At 66.4% G+C, this 15,213-nt stretch carries 15 protein-coding genes; 7 read left to right on the top strand and 8 right to left on the bottom strand.

Annotation, left to right across the window (positions count from 1 at the left end):
* Positions 1–47 precede the first annotated feature (47 nt).
* From GL284_RS15485 to GL284_RS15460, 6 genes are all read right to left on the bottom strand, one after another.
* Entirely contained in the window at positions 48–992 is a 945-nt protein-coding gene (locus tag GL284_RS15485) for an NAD(P)/FAD-dependent oxidoreductase (protein ID WP_230383100.1), read from the bottom strand.
* On the bottom strand, positions 992–1,684 hold the full coding sequence (locus GL284_RS15480) for an SDR family NAD(P)-dependent oxidoreductase (RefSeq protein ID WP_155045547.1): 693 nt from the start codon (positions 1,682–1,684) through the stop codon (positions 992–994). The genes GL284_RS15485 and GL284_RS15480 overlap by 1 nt, the downstream gene beginning before the upstream one ends.
* A complete protein-coding gene (locus GL284_RS15475; protein WP_230383101.1) occupies positions 1,681–2,184 on the bottom strand; it encodes a MarR family winged helix-turn-helix transcriptional regulator in 504 nt (167 codons plus the stop codon). Before GL284_RS15475 ends, GL284_RS15480 begins: the two co-directional genes overlap by 4 nt.
* A gap of 253 nt (positions 2,185–2,437) precedes the next feature.
* Entirely contained in the window at positions 2,438–4,615 is a 2,178-nt protein-coding gene (locus GL284_RS15470; protein ID WP_155045546.1) for a xanthine dehydrogenase family protein molybdopterin-binding subunit, read from the bottom strand.
* A gap of 3 nt (positions 4,616–4,618) precedes the next feature.
* Positions 4,619–5,566 carry an FAD binding domain-containing protein gene (locus tag GL284_RS15465; RefSeq protein WP_155045545.1) on the bottom strand — a complete coding sequence of 316 codons (948 nt, stop codon included), beginning with the start codon at positions 5,564–5,566 and terminating at the stop codon, positions 4,619–4,621.
* On the bottom strand, positions 5,563–6,072 hold the full coding sequence (locus tag GL284_RS15460; RefSeq protein ID WP_230383107.1) for a 2Fe-2S iron-sulfur cluster-binding protein: 510 nt from the start codon (positions 6,070–6,072) through the stop codon (positions 5,563–5,565). Before GL284_RS15460 ends, GL284_RS15465 begins: the two co-directional genes overlap by 4 nt.
* A gap of 324 nt (positions 6,073–6,396) precedes the next feature.
* On the opposite strand from GL284_RS15460, the gene GL284_RS15455 reads away from it, so the two are divergent.
* The 4 genes from GL284_RS15455 (at position 6,397) to eutC (ending at position 10,608) form a co-directional block, all read left to right on the top strand.
* Positions 6,397–7,656, top strand: a complete 1,260-nt coding sequence (locus tag GL284_RS15455; protein ID WP_230383102.1) for a hypothetical protein — start codon at positions 6,397–6,399, stop codon at positions 7,654–7,656.
* Complete coding sequence (locus GL284_RS15450) at positions 7,657–8,382, top strand: COG3904 family protein (RefSeq protein WP_155045543.1); 726 nt, start codon at positions 7,657–7,659, stop codon at positions 8,380–8,382.
* Positions 8,383–8,506: 124 nt separating this feature from the next.
* On the top strand, positions 8,507–9,886 hold the full coding sequence (locus GL284_RS15445; RefSeq protein WP_155045542.1) for an ethanolamine ammonia-lyase subunit EutB: 1,380 nt from the start codon (positions 8,507–8,509) through the stop codon (positions 9,884–9,886).
* A complete protein-coding gene (eutC, locus tag GL284_RS15440; RefSeq protein ID WP_155045541.1) occupies positions 9,883–10,608 on the top strand; it encodes an ethanolamine ammonia-lyase subunit EutC in 726 nt (241 codons plus the stop codon). Before GL284_RS15445 ends, eutC begins: the two co-directional genes overlap by 4 nt.
* 74 nt (positions 10,609–10,682) lie before the next feature.
* Here the strand turns inward: eutC and GL284_RS15435 are convergent, their stop codons facing one another.
* Positions 10,683–11,051 carry a hypothetical protein gene (locus GL284_RS15435; RefSeq protein ID WP_155045540.1) on the bottom strand — a complete coding sequence of 123 codons (369 nt, stop codon included), beginning with the start codon at positions 11,049–11,051 and terminating at the stop codon, positions 10,683–10,685.
* 48 nt (positions 11,052–11,099) lie between these two features.
* On the opposite strand from GL284_RS15435, the gene GL284_RS15430 reads away from it, so the two are divergent.
* On the top strand, positions 11,100–12,029 hold the full coding sequence (locus tag GL284_RS15430) for a LysR family transcriptional regulator (RefSeq protein WP_230383103.1): 930 nt from the start codon (positions 11,100–11,102) through the stop codon (positions 12,027–12,029).
* Positions 12,030–12,047: 18 nt separating this feature from the next.
* Here GL284_RS15430 and GL284_RS15425 read toward each other — a convergent pair whose 3' ends face one another.
* Positions 12,048–13,295, bottom strand: a complete 1,248-nt coding sequence (locus GL284_RS15425; protein ID WP_155045539.1) for an MFS transporter — start codon at positions 13,293–13,295, stop codon at positions 12,048–12,050.
* Between the two features lie 299 nt (positions 13,296–13,594).
* Here GL284_RS15425 and GL284_RS15420 point away from each other — a divergent pair, with 299 nt between their 5' ends.
* Together GL284_RS15420 and GL284_RS15415 are read left to right on the top strand one after the other, a co-directional pair.
* Positions 13,595–14,425: an ABC transporter ATP-binding protein gene (locus GL284_RS15420; RefSeq protein WP_155045538.1), complete on the top strand. Its 831-nt coding sequence runs from the start codon at positions 13,595–13,597 to the stop codon at positions 14,423–14,425.
* The gene (locus tag GL284_RS15415) at positions 14,422–15,195 is read left to right on the top strand and encodes an ABC transporter permease (protein ID WP_155045537.1); all 774 of its coding nucleotides are present in this window, start codon (positions 14,422–14,424) and stop codon (positions 15,193–15,195) included. The genes GL284_RS15420 and GL284_RS15415 overlap by 4 nt, the downstream gene beginning before the upstream one ends.
* Positions 15,196–15,213 lie beyond the last annotated feature (18 nt).

Here is a 15,213-nt window from a genome sequence, read left to right as displayed (position 1 = left end):
CGGACCTCAGGGCTTGGGAACGACGGTGGCAAGCTTGCGGAAGGGGGTCAGCACTTCCAGCCAGGGCGCGACGCTTTTGGGCACGCGCACGATCGCGCCGGGGCCGATCTTTTCGGCCTTGCCGTCGCCCAGACGGCAGATCGCCTCGCCCTGCAAGACCACGAAGGTCTCTTCAAGGTCGCGATGGTATATCCGCCGTCGCGGCGTTTGCGGATGGCGAAATCGCGGTGCCAGATCGCCTGTTCCGGCCCGCCCTCCAGCGGCTTGGTGCGGATGACAGAGTTCAGCACTTTCAGCTGCGGAAATTCGATGCCCATATTGCCCGCAAACAGGCTGGACCACGCGCCCCCCGCCAGCACCACGGCATCGCAGCCGATCGGTCCGCGTTCCGTCACCACGCCGCTGACCCGCCCGCCCGAGGTCTCGATCCCGCGCACGGCGCATTCGGTCAGGATATGCGCGCCCCGGTCGCGCGCGGCCTCGGCCACGGCGGGGGCGGCGCGTTGCGGCTCGGCCCGTCCATCGGCCGCGGTATAAAGCGCGCCTTTCAGATCAAGCTGGCTGCCCGGATACATCTCGCGGAACTCGCGCCCCGAGATCATGCGGCTGTCCAGTTGATAGCCGTCCAGATTGCGGTTCCAGCGTTCGTGCTGGGCATAATCCTCGTCGGTGACGCAGGTGAAGACGATCCCGGCGCGGGTGTAGCCGGTTTCGCGGCCCGTGCGGCTGTCCATGTCCTTCCACAGCCGCAGCGCCTCGGCCATCAGCGGCACTTCGCGCGGATCGCGGCGCGAGATGCGGACCCAGCCCCAGTTGCGGCTGGATTGTTCATGCCCGATGCCGCCCTTTTCGCACAGCGCGACCCGCAGCCCGCTCTCCGCCAGCTCTAGCGCGGTCGAGGTGCCGATGATGCCGCCGCCGATGACGACGACATCGACCCGATCGGGCAGTTCGGCATCGCCATGGACGGGGACGACATAGGGGCCGGGCATCAGAAACTCTCCTCCAGTTGGCAGTTCACGGCGAATTCGGCGACGCTGGCTTCGTTCGGCAGATCAAGGATCATGGCGATGATGCGGGCCAGATCGGCGGGCTGGGTCATGGCACTGTCGCCGCGATCGGTCAGCGCGCGGGCCATGTCGGTGGCGACAAAGCCGGGGCAGATGGCGGTGGCGCGGATGCCCAGATCAAAGCCCGCCTGCCGCAGCGCATGGGCCAGACCGACGGCGGCGAATTTCGACACCGCATAGCTGCCCGATGTCGCCGATTTCACCCGCTTGCCCGATAGCGAGGCCAGAATGGCAATGCGTCCGCGCCCCGAGGCGGCAAGCGCATCCCACGCCGCCTGCGCCAGTCTGCGCGGGGCCAGCACGTTGATCTGCAACATGGATTGCAGATCGTCCTCGGATGCCTCGATTACGGATTTCGGCACCATGACGCCCGCGTTGGCGACGATGGCGTCGATCCGTCCGAACCGCGCCAGCGCATCGGCGACCCATTCGCGTTCGGCCCAGTCGGCGCTGGCGTCATAGGCGTGCAGATGCAGACGCTGGGCATCGGCCCAAGCGGGCAGCACCGGATCGCGCATCCCCAGCGAAAGCTGCCAGCCCTCATTGGCAAGCCGCTGTGCGACGGCGGCGCCGATGCCGCGCCCCGCGCCCGAAATCAGTGCGACCCGGCTCATGCTTCGGCCTGTTGCAGCCGGTGATAGGCGCGTTTCAGAATGCCCAGCAATTGCACCTGTTCCTCCTGCGGGATGATGGGATCGAAGAATGTGGCGGATTGTTCGACGACGATGGCGCGCACCTTGGCGGCCAGCGCCGCGCCCTTGTCGGTGATGAAGCAGCCCTGCGCGCGGTTGTCCTGATCCGAAACCCGGCGCGTGATCAGCCCATGCGATTCGAAATGGTCAAGGATGCGCCCCATGGCCGAGCGGTCCTTCAGGACCACATCCGCCAGCACCGAGGACCGGATGCCCGGATTGCCGTCGATCAGAAACAGCGCGGTGATCTTGCCCTTGCCGCGCGCGACCTCCAGCCCGTCCAGCCGGGTGTCCAGATTGCGCGACACCTGCGAATCCAACACGCGGATATAAAAACTCAGCGTGTCTTCAAGCACATCCAGCGCCACGTCGCGGGCCTGAAGGGATGGCGCGTCGGTTTTCGTCTGGTCCCGCATCGTCATGATCCCATGCTTTTGACAGGGGGTGGCCCAAGGGACTCGGGCCGGGCATGTGACGACGGTGTGTCAGGCGGCTGACAAACGCAAATGAAAATGGTGGATAAATACAACTATTTTCGCGGCGCCCTAAAATGCGCGAAATCCGGGCAAGCTGCACCCGCGCTCGACGTGCGATTGCGCAGCGCGGCAGGGGTTCATGACGGGAGGGGGCAGTATGGCCGCGCCGCCAAGGGCACGGCCACCAGCGGCTCGGGGCCTAGCCCAGCCCGGCCAGCAGCTTGTCCGCGGTGACCGGGAAGTCCCGGATCCGCACGCCCGAGGCGTTGTGCACCGCATTGGCGATGGCTGCGGCGACGCCGCAAAGGCCAAGCTCTCCGACGCCCTTGGCCTTCAGGGGCGTGGACACCGGATCGGCCGTGTCCAGAAAGATTACCTGCTGTTCTGGGATGTCCAGATGCACCGGGACTTCATAGCTGGCCAGATCGTGATTGGGAAAGAAGCCCTTGTCCGTGTCGATGGCGATTTCCTCCATCAGCGCGGCACCGACGCCCATGACCATCCCGCCGATCAACTGGCTGCGCGCGGTCACCGGGTTCAGGATGCGCCCGGCATCGCAGACCGCCAGCATCCGCCGCAGCCGGATCTGGCCGGTCAGGCGATGCACCGCCACTTCGACGAAATGCGCGCCGAAGGTGGAGACGATATGCTGCTTGTCGCGGAACTCGCCGAAGGTGATCTTGTCCTCGGCGCTCAGCTCGCCCAGCTCTGCCAGCGGGATGTCGCGCCCGCCGACATGCACCTGCGCGTCGGAAAAACGCAGCGGCGCATCCCCGGCCTGCAGGACTTCGGCGATGCGCTTTTGCAGGGCAAGGCAGGCGGCATAGACCCCAGCGGTGGCGCTGGCCGCGCCGAACTGCCCGCCCGAGCCTGCCGAGACCGGAAAGTCGCTGTCGCCGAGCCGCACCTCGACCGCCTCCAGCGGCAGGCCCATGGTTTCGGCGGCGGTCTGCGCGATGATGGTATAGCTGCCGGTGCCGATATCGGTCATGTCGGTTTCGACCAGCAGTCGCGCATCGGGCAGCAGCCGGACCCGCGCGCCGGATGTCAGCACCGGCGATCCGCGATAGGCCCCCGCCATGCCCTGACCGATCAGCCATGCGCCTTCGCGCTGGCTGCGGGGCGCGGGATTGGTCCAGCCGAAAGCCTTGGCGCCCTCGTGCAGACAGCGGCGGAAATTCCGGTCCGAGAACGGGATCTCGGGATCCTCGGGGCTGACCTGCGTGTCGTTCAGCGCCCGGAATTCAACGGGGTCCATACCCAGTTTCAGCGCCATTTCATCCATCGCCACCTCCAGCGCCATCAGCCCCGAGGCCTCGCCGGGGGCGCGCATGGCATTGGCTTCCGGCAGCCGCATTTCGGCGACGTGATTGACGATCAGCCGGTTGGGCGCGGCATAGAACCAGCGTGTCTGGTCCACGGCATTTTCCCCCGAGCCACCCGGCTGACTGTGCGAGATCGCTTCGTGCGAGATGGCGGTCATCCGGCCATCGCGGTCCGCGCCGATCCGCAGCTGCTGGATCGTGGCCGAACGGTGGGTGGTGTTGTTCATGATCGCCGCGCGGGGCAGGGCGACCTTGACCGGGCGTTCCAGCTTGCGCGCGGCCAGTGCCGCCAGAACCGCATCGGCGCGCAGGAACAGCTTGCCGCCGAAGCCGCCGCCGATGAACGGGCTTTCGATGCGCACATCGTCCTGATCCAGCCCAAGGGTCTTGGCAAGGCTTTGGCGGTTCCACGCGATCATCTGGTTCGAGGTCCAGACGGTCACCTTGCCATCCTGCCATGCGGCGATGCTGGCATGGGGCTCCATCATGGCATGGCTGTGGCCGGGCGTGCGGTATTCCTGATCCAGCGTCACCGCCGCCTGGGCAAAAGCCGCGTCGAAATCGCCCTGTCTGGCCACCGGATCGGCATGATCGCCCTTCTTCTGCTGCCAGACCGCGTCCAGATCATAGGCTCCGGTCTGGGCGTCATAGTCCACGCGCACCAGCGCCGCCGCCGTGCGGGCCTGTTCAAATTCTTCGGCCACGACCACGGCAATCGCCTGATGATAGTGATGCACCCGGTCGCCGCCGAACAGCGGCGCGACGTTCTGTTCAAAGGGGTGCGGCATCTCGCCGACCTCCAGCGCGGTAACGATGCCAAGAACGCCGGGTGCGGCCAGCGCGGCTGCGGTGTCGATGGCGGTGATGCGGCCCTGCGGGACGGTGGCCAGCACCGGATAGCCGGACAGCTGGTCGCCCACGACATCGTGGCGTTCATAGGCATAGGGCGCGCGGCCGGTGACTTTCAGCGGCCCGTCGATGCGGCTGATGCCCTTGCCGGTGACGCGGCCATGATCGAACAGGTTTTCGCCTGCGGGTGCGTTGAATTCCATGGCTTATTCCTCCAGCATCGCGGCAAGCATGCGTTTGGCCAGCGTGACCTTGAAGGCATTGTCGGGCCTTGTGCTCGCGTCGCGCAGCAGCGTGTCGATCACGGCATCGGGGCCGTCTTGCAGTCGGGCATCGGCATCGGCGCTGCGCCACGGCTTCGGCGCCACGCCCCCCAGCGCCACCCGGCCCGAGCCATCGGCCTGCCGGATCAGCCCGACCGAGACCAGCGCAAAGGCATAGGACGCCCGGTCCCGCATCTTCTGATAAGACTGCGTGCCGCCGACCGGCGCGGGCAGGGTCACGGCGGTGATGATCTCGCCCGGGTGCAGCGCGGTTTCATGCTGGGGCGTGTCGCCGGGCAGCAGATGCAGATCCTCGATGGGGATGGTCCGGGTGGTGCCGTCTGGGCCGACGGTTTCGACCGTGGCATCCAGCAGCCGCATGGCCACGGCCATGTCGCTGGGATGGGTGGCGATGCAGGATTGTGACACGCCGACAATGCCCAACTGCCGCGACACCGCGCCATCGGCCAGCGCCGCGCAGCCGCTGCCGGGCACGCGCTTGTTGCAGGGCATCGCCGTGTCATAGAAATAGGTGCAGCGCGTGCGTTGCAGCAGATTGCCCGCCGTTGTGGCCTTGTTGCGCAACTGCCCCGAGGCCCCGGCGACAAGCGCCCGCGTCAGCACCGGATAATCGCGCATGATCCGTGGATCGGCGGCCAGCGCGGTATTGCGCACAAGGGCGCCGATGCGCAGCCCGCCCTGCGGCGTCGCCTCGATCTGGTCCAGCCCCAGCCCGTTCACGTCGATCAGATGCGCGGGCGTGTGGATCTGATGCTTCATCAGGTCCAGAAGATTGGTGCCGCCTGCCACGAACATCGCATCCGTCAGGCTGGCCGCGCGCGCCGCAGCCATGGCGGGATCGATCGCGCGCTCATAGGAAAACGCCTTCATGCCCGGCCCTCCGCCACCTGCCGGATCGCGGCAAGGATATTGGCATAGGCCCCGCAGCGGCAGATATTGCCGCTCATTCTTTCGCGGATCTCATCGTCGGATATGGCGATGCTGGACAGGTCGGCGGTGACGTTGCTGGGGATGCCCGCGCCGATTTCCTCAAGCACGGCCTTGGCCGAGCAGATCTGGCCGGGGGTGCAATAGCCGCATTGAAACCCGTCATGCGCGATGAAGGCGCTTTGAATCGGGTCAAGATTGCCGGGCTGGCCGATTCCTTCGATGGTTTCGACCTGATCGCCATCATGCATGCAGGCCAGCGTCAGGCAGGAATTGATGCGCTGGCCGTTCACCAGCACCGTGCAGGCCCCGCATTGCCCGTGATCGCAGCCCTTCTTGGTGCCGGTCAGGTGCAGATGTTCGCGCAACGCGTCCAGAAGCGTGGTGCGGTTGTCCAGATGCAGATCGTGCGGCACGCCGTTCACGGTCAGGCGGGTGTCGGATGCCATGCCGTCCAATGGGGTATCCCGGCGGCCTGCATCCGCGTGGGTCTGGGCTGATGAGCTCATCTTAGGTCCTTTGTCTGGCGTGGCACGCGCGGCGCTTCGGCTGGTGGACGTTTCGGGCGCGGCTGCATGTTCTGGCGAAATAGCGGCGCGGCCCTTCCAGCTATGGCAACCATGTGGCTGTCGGATGGGTTCCGCCTTGTGATCAGTAACCCAACTGTTCCCATGGCTCGCGCAAGCGTGACGAAAGCTGATGCGCCGGGGGGCTGCGGATTGGTCGCGGCGACGATTATCTTTCATTATCGACATTTTGCTGACGGAGGGCGCATGGAGCAGAATTCAACGGCAGCCGATCGTTCCGGGGATCGCTATGCGCGCGAACTGGAACGGCATCTGGACTGGCTGGATACCTTCAGCTCGACTGCGCTGGGGGTGCTGGCGGCGGCGTCGGGGATCTATACCTATCTGGGGGTGCGCACGCTCTTGGACGATCCGGGGATCTGGACGACCTTTGCCGCGCTGTCCTATTCCATCGCCGTATCTGTCGGGATCTTCGTCTTCTGGTCCTATATGCTGCGGCTGCTGCCCGCCGTGCGCTCGGCTGCGTCGCGGGTGGGGCTGCTGCTGACGATGGCCTTGGGCTGCGTTGCGATCATCGCCATGTCCTCATGGCTGAACGCGGCGGCGCTGGCGGGCGGGGCGGCGGTGGAAACCCATATGGCCACCACCGTGCAGCAATATCAGGCCGGGCTTGAGCGCGCCCATGCCAATGCCGTGGCGGGGCAGTCGCTGTCGCGCGACGTGGCCCGTGTGCGCCAAAGTTTTGAAGACCTGTCCGAACAAGAGGCCGGCGGCACGCTGTCGGGCTTTTCCGGGCGCGGCGCGGTGTTTCGCGTCCTGACGCAGAAAAGCGCGGAGCTGCAGGCGCTTGAGGACCAGATGACCGGCGTGGCCGAGCCCATCGAGCAGGCCTTTGCGCGCGGCAATTCGATCCTTGCCAGCATGCGCAGCCTGTCGGTCGAGCCGGGCCCGATCGAGGATCGCACCGTGCGCTTTTCCGAAGCGGCGGTCGAATTGTCGGGCATCATCACCCAGATGCGCCAGCTGAACCCCGCGCCGCTGGTCGCGCGGGCGGCGCAGGATCTGTCGGATGCGGTGGTGCTGCCGGAACTGGACGGCTCGACCGCGGAAATGCGTGCCGGGCAGAACAGCACGATCAATTCGGTGCTGTCGCTGGTCGAACAGCGCGCGCAGACGCTGACACAGGCGGCGGGCGAGGTGCTGGCCCTGCCGCAACCGTCCGAGGCGATCTATGCCCCGATGTCGGCCGCCGATGCGGTCATCGTCTATGCCGGGAATTTCATCCCCGCATGGGCCGGCGCGATTTCCATCGACCTGCTGCCTGCGGTGCTGGTCTTTATCATCATGGTGGTGCAGGCGGCGATCCGGCGCGGGCGCGGCGACGGGCATACCGATGACCGCATGACCGTCGGCGAAATGCGCGCGGCCCTTGCCGCCGCGGACATGCTGCGTCGCCCCGAAGCGCCCGACCAACCGCCGCGCGCGCTGATCCGGCCGGGCGAATAGATGGCGAAGCTGGCAAGCCCGCAGGGGGCGATCCGGGCCGTGCTGATCTCGCAGGTGCTGCTGGGGGCGGCGCTGGTCTTTCTGGATCTGCGCGGCAGCCCGGGCGAGGCCGCGCCGGGCATGTTCGCGCCGCCCGCGCAGGGGCCAAGCGTCCGCCCCTATCGCCCCGATCTGCGCCCGGGCGAGCCCGGCGCACCCGCCATGCGCCCCATGCCCGAGCGGCTGGAATTCGTGGCCGCCGACGGCAGCATCGACATTTCCGGCCAGATCGCGCCCGGCGATGCCGACCGCTTTGCCGCGTGGCTGGAACAGAACCGCCCCGAGGCAAGCCGCGTCACGCTGGACAGCTCGGGCGGCTCGGTCTCGGACGCGCTGGCGATTGGCCGCACCATCCGGGGCGCGGGCTATGCGACCGAGGTGCAGGACGGTGCGGTCTGCATGTCGGCCTGCCCCTATCTGCTGGCGGCGGGCACGGAGCGCCGCGTCGCGCCGGGGGGCGTGGTGGGTGTGCATCAGCATTATTTCGGCAAGAACACCATGCTGCCCACATTCATGGCAGTGAACGACCTGCAACGCGGGCAGGCGGGGGTGATGGATTATCTGACGGAAATGGGCGTCGATTTGCGGCTGATGTCCTATGCCATGCGCACGCCGCCCGATGAAATCAACGTGCTGGATGCGGGTCTAATGCGCGAGTTGTCGCTGACCACTGCGCCGAACGCCTGAGCGGCTGGCGGTCTGTGCCTGCGGAAGATGCAGAGCCCGCACGGCCCTTGATGCGGCGGGGCGGGCCTATGGACCTTGCCGACATTCGCGCCCATGATCTGCGGGGGCCACCAAGGATACTGTCATGACCTATCGCGCCAATGCCCGGGGCGAAACCTTCCGCTTTGACGACCTGCGCGCCGTCATGGCCGCCGCCTCGGCCGAGCGGTCGGGCGATCAGCTTGCCGGGCTTGCGGCGGACAGCGCCTTGCAGCGTGTCGCCGCGCGGCGGGTGCTGATGGATCTGCCGCTGCGCGTGTTTCTGAACGATGCGCTGATCCCCTATGAAAGCGACGACGTGACGCGGCTGATCATCGACAGCCACGATGCGGCGGCCTTTGCGCCGGTGGCGGCGATGACGGTGGGCGATCTGCGCGACTGGCTGCTGTCGCCTGCGGCCAATGCGGTCTCGCTTGCGGCGCTTGCGCCGGGGCTGACGCCGGAAATGGTCGCCGCCGTCAGCAAGCTGATGCGCAATCAGGACCTGATCCGCGTGGCCCGCAAGATCCAGATCGTCACGGCCTTCCGCAACACCATCGGCCAGCGCGGCACCTTGGCCACGCGCCTGCAGCCGAACCACCCCGCCGACGATCCGCGCGGCATCGCGGTCTCGGTGCTGGACGGGCTGTTGCAGGGCGCGGGCGATGCGGTGATCGGCATCAACCCGGCCTCGGACAATATCGGCAATTGCCATGCGCTGCTGGTGGCGCTGGACGACATGCGCCAGACCTTCGACATTCCCACGCAAAGCTGCGTGCTGACCCATGTGACGAACGCGCTGACCCTGCTGGAGCGCGGCGCGCCGGTCGATCTGATCTTTCAATCCGTCGCCGGGACGCAGGCCGCGAACGAAGGTTTCGGCGTCACCCTGTCCGTGCTGGCCGAGGCACATCAGGCCGGGCTTGCCGCCGCGCGCGGCTCGGTCGGGCAGAACTGCATGTATTTTGAAACCGGGCAGGGCGCGGCGCTGTCCTCGGACGCGCATCACGGCGTCGATCAGCAGACGGTCGAGGTGCGCGCCTATGCCGTGGCGCGCGCCTTCGATCCCTTGCTGGTCAATACGGTCGTGGGCTTCATCGGGCCGGAATATCTGTATGACGGCAAGCAGATCACCCGCGCCGGGCTTGAGGATCATTTCTGCGGCAAGCTGATGGGCCTGCCGATGGGCGTGGATGTGTGCTATACCAACCATGTCGAGGCCGATCAGGATGACATGGACAATCTGGCGACCTTGCTGGCGCAGGCCGGGGTCAGTTTCGTCATCACCGTGCCGGGGGCCGATGACGTGATGCTGGGATATCAAAGCCTTGCCTTTGAAGACATCGCCTATCTGCGCGAGGTGACGGGCTTGCGGCCCGCGCCGGAATTCGCCCGCTGGCTGGCCGAGTTCGGTCTGGCCGGGCAGGGCACGCGGGCCTTGCCCGACGCCGCAGCCCTGGCCCGCCGCATGGGGCTTTCGGCATGAGCGCGCCGGACCAGTTCGCGCCTTTGCGCCTGCTGACGCCCGCCCGCGTGCGGCTGGATCCGGCGACGCGGCCCACGCCGCTGTCGGCGCTGCTGGCGTTTCAGGAAGACCATGCCGCCGCCCGCGATGCCATCCACGCCGCCCTCGACATGGCCGCGCTGGCGCAGGGGCTGGCGCCTCGGCCCTGCCTGCAGGTCGAAAGCCGGGCCGTGGACCGCGCCACCTATCTGCGCCGCCCCGATCTGGGCAGGCAACTGGCCGAAGACACCGAATTGCCGCGCCTTGACTGCGATCTGGCGCTGGTGGTCTGCGACGGGCTGTCGGCGCCAGCGGCGATGGCGCAGGCCCCCGGTGTCGTTGCCGCGCTGTCGCAGCATCTGCCGGAACTGGCCACGCAGCCGGTGGTGCTGGTGCGGGGCGGGCGCGTGGCCATCGGCGATCCCATCGGCGCGGCCCTTGGCGCGGCCATGGTGCTGGTCCTGATCGGAGAGCGTCCGGGCCTGTCGGTTGCCGACAGTCTGGGCGCGTATCTGACACTGAACCCGCGTCCCGGCCTGCGCGACAGCGCGCGCAATTGCGTGTCGAACATCCATCCGCGTGGCGGGCTGTCGCACAAGGCCGCAGCCGACCGGCTGGCATGGCTGGTGGCCGAGGCGCGGCGCATCGGCGCGACCGGCGTGGCGCTGAAGGATGAAAGCGGACAGGCCGCCATCGCGCCTTAGCCCGCCGCCCTGCACATGCAAGAACGGCCACGCCCGAAGGCATGGCCGTTGACCTGTCTGACCGAGGGTTTCGATCAGTTATCGTGACCGCGACCCGAGGTATGCAGCCCGAAATAAGCCACGTCGTCATCGCTTGCGACGGCATTCACGATGCCAGCAGCTTTTTCCTGCGCGATGAAGTTGGCGCGGATCGCCTGGCGCTGGGTGTTTTTCTCGGACGCGATCTGACCCAGTTCGCTGGTGGTGAATTCGCTGGCGTTCAGGCCCAGCAGGTCGGCTTGCATCTGACGGCCGGGGTTGATGTCGGCGGCAAAGGCGGGAACGGCCATGGTGGCGGCGACAGCGGCAATAACAAGTTTATTCAGCATCTTATTTCTCCATTCATCCGGCGGTATCTGTTTCTGCGCCGGTATGAGGCCAATATGACCATTGCGATCCTGCATTAAACGTCCCAAAATCCACAGTGATTGTGCAAAACTGAGCGGAACCCGATGCGGCTGAATCTTTGGACCGAAATCCGCACCGTGGCGCAGGTGGCGCGGCTGGGGCGGGTCAGTGCGGCGGCCGAGGTGCTGGGGATGCACCATTCTTCGGTCATCCGGCATATCGACACGCTGGAGGCCGAGCTTGGGGTCAAGCTGTTTCAGCGCAACGCGCGCGGCTATACCCCCACCGAGGCGGGCGAGGAATTGCTGCGCACCGCCAGCGCGGTCGACGAACAATTCGTGCAGATGCTGGGGCGGATCGAAACCGCGCGCGAACAGGTCTCGGGGCGGCTGGTGCTGACGGCGGTGCCCAGTCTGGATCCGCTGATCCTGCCGATGATCGGTCGCTACCTGTGCGAAAATCCGTTGGTGCAGGTCACCTACAGCTCGGACGAACGCACGTTCGAGCTGTCGCGCGGCGAGGCGCATATCGCCTTGCGCGCCGGTCCGCGCCCGACCGCGCAGGACAGCGTCGTCACGCCGCTGTTTCAGCATACCCATGCGCTTTATGCCGCGCCGTCCTATATCGCGCGCCATGGCCAGCCGCGCAGCCTTGACGATCTGGCGCAGCACCGGCTGATCGGCGGCGAGGACAGCTTTTCCCGCGCGCCGTTCTATCAGTGGCTGTTCAACCGCGTCCCCGAAGAGGCGTTTTCCCTGCGCACGCCGCAAAGCGCCGTCGCCTATCGCGCGGTCGAACAGGGGCTGGGCATCGGCTTCATGAGCCCGCTAAGCGTGTCGCCCGATCTGGTCGAACTGTTCCCCAGACACCGCCCCGAGGAATGGCGGTCTTCGATCTGGGTGGTGACGCATGTCGATCTGCACCGCAGCTCGAAGGTGCAAAGCATGACGCATTTCATCCAGAACGAGGCCCGCGACTGGCGCGCGGCCATTGCTGCGCGGGATGCGGCCTGCGATCAGGCGGCGGGCGGCTGATCCGGGTCTGCGGCGCGCTCAGCGCCCGTCCAGCCGCTCGATCCGGCGCAGCACCGGAAAGGCCCACAGCCAGATGGCGACGACAGCCAGCGTGCCCACGCCGCCGATGACGCCCGCCGCGACCGGGCCAAAGGCGCCGGCCATCATGCCGCTTTCAAATTCGCCCAGCTGGTTCGATGTGCCGATGAACAGCGAATTGACGGCGTTCACCCGGCCCCGCATCTCATCCGGGGTCATCAGCTGCACCAGCGAGGATCGCACGACCACGCTGATATTGTCCGCAGCCCCCACCACCCCCAGCGCAAGGATCGACAGCCAGACATGCGTGGACAGGGCAAAGACGATGGTGGCCATGCCGAACACGGCCACCGCCGCGAACATCTTGCGCCCCGCGCCTGCGGTGATCGGCACCCGCCCCAGCACGATCGACATGCCAAGCGCGCCGATGGCAGGCGCGGCCCGCAGCATGCCCAGCCCGAACGGCCCGGCGGACAGGATGTCCGAGGCAAAGATCGGCAGCAGCGCCGTCGCGCCCCCCAGCAGCACCGCGAACAGATCCAATGAGATCATGCCCAGCACCGCGGGCGTGCGCCGGATGAAGGCCACTCCGGCAAAGACCGTCTGCAAGGTCACCGGCATGCGCGCGGCGGGCGCGGCATTCAGCACCCGGATCGTGGCAACGCTGTAGCCTGCCACCAGAAACAGCACGACCGAGACGATGAAGGGCACCAGATGCCCCAGCCCATACAGCAGACCGCCCATGGCCGGGCCGACGATCAGCGCCGTCTGCATGAACGAGGTCGAGGTGGCGATGGCCCGTTGCAGCATGGCCGGTCCGACGATGCCCGGCAGTAGCGATGCCATGGTCGGACGCTCGAACGCCTGCGCGGCCCCCAGCACGGCCACGGCCATCAGGATGCGCGCGGGCGTCATCTGCCCGTGCCACAGCAGCAGGATCAGGGCCAGAACGGTGGCGGCCTCGACCCATTGGCAGATCAGCCCGATGCGCCTGCGGTCATAGCGGTCGGCGACCGTGCCCACCACGAAGGTCAGGACCAGCATCGGCAGGAACTGGCACAGCCCCACCCAGCCCAGCATCCATGCCGAGCCGGTCAGCTCATAGATCATCCAGCCCATCGCGACCGTCAGCGACTGGAACGCCAGCGATGAACAGGTGCGCGAGACCAGAAAATGCCGGTAGTTGCGATTTTGAAGAACCGACGGGGCGTGATCCTGCCCGGTTTCGGTATAGTCCTGACTGCTCATGCCGTGATCCTGCACTGTCATCCGTGCCTGTGCGCCTGCGACGCGGCAAGGTCAAGCCATGTGGGCCGGATCGCGCGATCTGCCCGCCTTGCGCCCGCATCACGGCGGGATTCGGCCCGAAGCCGGGCCAGGCTTTCGCGATTTGCCCGGATATGCGGCGATGCCCGCGGATTTGCCGCCGCAACCGGCAGGAAAACGTATGCTTGGTGAATTAAAAATTGCATACAATTAAAAAACTATAATGAACGCAATTTATGCCTCTACTGCATCCATACCCGGATGCAGGACATGAGACGACGATGCAATCAGCCGCAAGACATCAGGCCGACGCCGTGAAACTGTGGGAGGCCTCGGTTTCCTTCGGCCCGGCAGATCGCGCGGTTCCCGCGTTGCAGCCGACGAACCTGACCATCAGGCAGGGCGAGTTTCTGGCCCTTGTCGGCCCCTCGGGCTGCGGCAAGTCCACCATCCTGCGGCTGGCCGCCGGGCTTTTGGAGCCGACGACTGGCGACGTGCTGGTCGGCGGGCGCGAGGTCAAGGCCAAGGCGCTGCGGCTGGGCATGGCGTTTCAGAACCCGACCCTGCTGCCATGGCTGACCATCGAAAAGAACGTGATGCTGCCTTTGCGCATCGTGCGCCCGTTTCGCCAGGATTTTGCCCGCAAGAAGCGCGGCGAATACCGCGACCGCGTGCATGCCATGCTGGACGATGTCGGCCTGTCGAAATTCGCAGGCCATTATCCGTGGCAGCTGTCGGGCGGCATGTTGCAGCGCGCCAATCTGTGCCGCGCCCTGATCCACGAGCCGCAGCTTCTGCTGCTGGACGAACCCTTTGGCGCGCTGGACCAGTTCACCCGCGAAGAGCTGTGGAACGCCATGCAGACGCTGTGGATGAAGCGCAAGCCCACGGTGATCCTTGTCACCCATGACCTGAAAGAGGCCGGTTTCCTTGCCAGCCGCATCTGCGTGATGAGCGCGTGCCCCGGCCGCATCATCGACAACAGCCCGGTCGATTTCCCGCGCCCCCGCACCGTCGCCATGACATTCGAGCCGGATTTCGTCGCCATGAACCAGGCCCTGCGCGAAAAGATCATCGCCGCACGCAACCAGCCGGCGGAGACCGCAGCATGAGCAGCTATCACTTTCGTCGCCGCGCATGGGCCGCCGCCCTGATCGTCGGGTTCTTTCTGGCATGGGAATTGCTGTGCCTCAGCCTGAACATCTCGGATCTGATCGTGCCGCGGCCCAGCCAGATCTTTGCCGTGATGGTGCAGCGAATGCCGGTGCTGTGGCCGCATATCCTGCAAACGCTGTGGACGACGATGATCGGCTTTGCGCTGGGGGTGGTGGTCGGCGTGGTGATCGGCGTTCTGATCGGCACGTCGCGCATCGCCTATGACACGGCCTATCCGCTGCTGATCGGCTTTTCCTCGATCCCCAAGGTCGCCGTGGTGCCGATCTTCGTGCTGTGGTTCGGCGCGGGTCCGGTCCCGGCCATCCTGACGGCCTTGGCGATGTGCTTTTTCCCCATCGTCGTCAATATCGCCACCGGCCTTGCCAGCACCGAGCCCGAGCTTGAGGACGTGCTGAAGGCCCTTGGCGCGTCGAAAATGGATGTGCTGGTCAATGTCGGCCTGCCGCGCACCGCACCTTTCTTCTTCGCCTCGCTGAAGATCGCCGCGACCTTCGCCTTTGTCGGCACGGTGCTGGCCGAGACCGTCGCCTCGAACAAGGGGATCGGCAATGTCATGATGGCCGCCTCGTCGAATTTCGATGTGCCGCTGGTCTTTGCCGGGCTGTTCATCTTGGCCTTTCTTGGGGTCGCGCTTTACGTCCTGTTTTCCCTGATCGAACGGCGTTTCGTCGGCTGGGCCAACCGCCGCTCGGACGCTGCCGCCTGATCCCGTCATCCCCCACCC

It is taken from the genome of Paracoccus shanxieyensis, from assembly GCF_009711265.1.
Lineage (GTDB): Bacteria > Pseudomonadota > Alphaproteobacteria > Rhodobacterales > Rhodobacteraceae > Paracoccus > Paracoccus shanxieyensis.
Note: the sequence above shows the minus strand (reverse complement) of the source record. Positions and strands in the feature narration are given on the sequence as shown.

Bases quoted from the DNA above. Each gene is read 5' to 3' on its own strand.
- GL284_RS15485 (WP_230383100.1), bottom strand. From the start codon at position 992: ATGCCCGGCCCCTATGTCGTCCCCGTCCATGGCGATGCCGAACTGCCC.
- GL284_RS15480 (WP_155045547.1), bottom strand. From the start codon at position 1,684: ATGAGCCGGGTCGCACTGATTTCGGGCGCGGGGCGCGGCATCGGCGCC.
- GL284_RS15475 (WP_230383101.1), bottom strand. From the start codon at position 2,184: ATGACGATGCGGGACCAGACGAAAACCGACGCGCCATCCCTTCAGGCC.
- GL284_RS15470 (WP_155045546.1), bottom strand. From the start codon at position 4,615: ATGGAATTCAACGCACCCGCAGGCGAAAACCTGTTCGATCATGGCCGC.
- GL284_RS15465 (WP_155045545.1), bottom strand. From the start codon at position 5,566: ATGAAGGCGTTTTCCTATGAGCGCGCGATCGATCCCGCCATGGCTGCG.
- GL284_RS15460 (WP_230383107.1), bottom strand. From the start codon at position 6,072: ATGGCATCCGACACCCGCCTGACCGTGAACGGCGTGCCGCACGATCTG.
- GL284_RS15455 (WP_230383102.1), top strand. From the start codon at position 6,397: ATGGAGCAGAATTCAACGGCAGCCGATCGTTCCGGGGATCGCTATGCG.
- GL284_RS15450 (WP_155045543.1), top strand. From the start codon at position 7,657: ATGGCGAAGCTGGCAAGCCCGCAGGGGGCGATCCGGGCCGTGCTGATC.
- GL284_RS15445 (WP_155045542.1), top strand. From the start codon at position 8,507: ATGACCTATCGCGCCAATGCCCGGGGCGAAACCTTCCGCTTTGACGAC.
- eutC (WP_155045541.1), top strand. From the start codon at position 9,883: ATGAGCGCGCCGGACCAGTTCGCGCCTTTGCGCCTGCTGACGCCCGCC.
- GL284_RS15435 (WP_155045540.1), bottom strand. From the start codon at position 11,051: ATGCAGGATCGCAATGGTCATATTGGCCTCATACCGGCGCAGAAACAG.
- GL284_RS15430 (WP_230383103.1), top strand. From the start codon at position 11,100: ATGCGGCTGAATCTTTGGACCGAAATCCGCACCGTGGCGCAGGTGGCG.
- GL284_RS15425 (WP_155045539.1), bottom strand. From the start codon at position 13,295: ATGAGCAGTCAGGACTATACCGAAACCGGGCAGGATCACGCCCCGTCG.
- GL284_RS15420 (WP_155045538.1), top strand. From the start codon at position 13,595: ATGCAATCAGCCGCAAGACATCAGGCCGACGCCGTGAAACTGTGGGAG.
- GL284_RS15415 (WP_155045537.1), top strand. From the start codon at position 14,422: ATGAGCAGCTATCACTTTCGTCGCCGCGCATGGGCCGCCGCCCTGATC.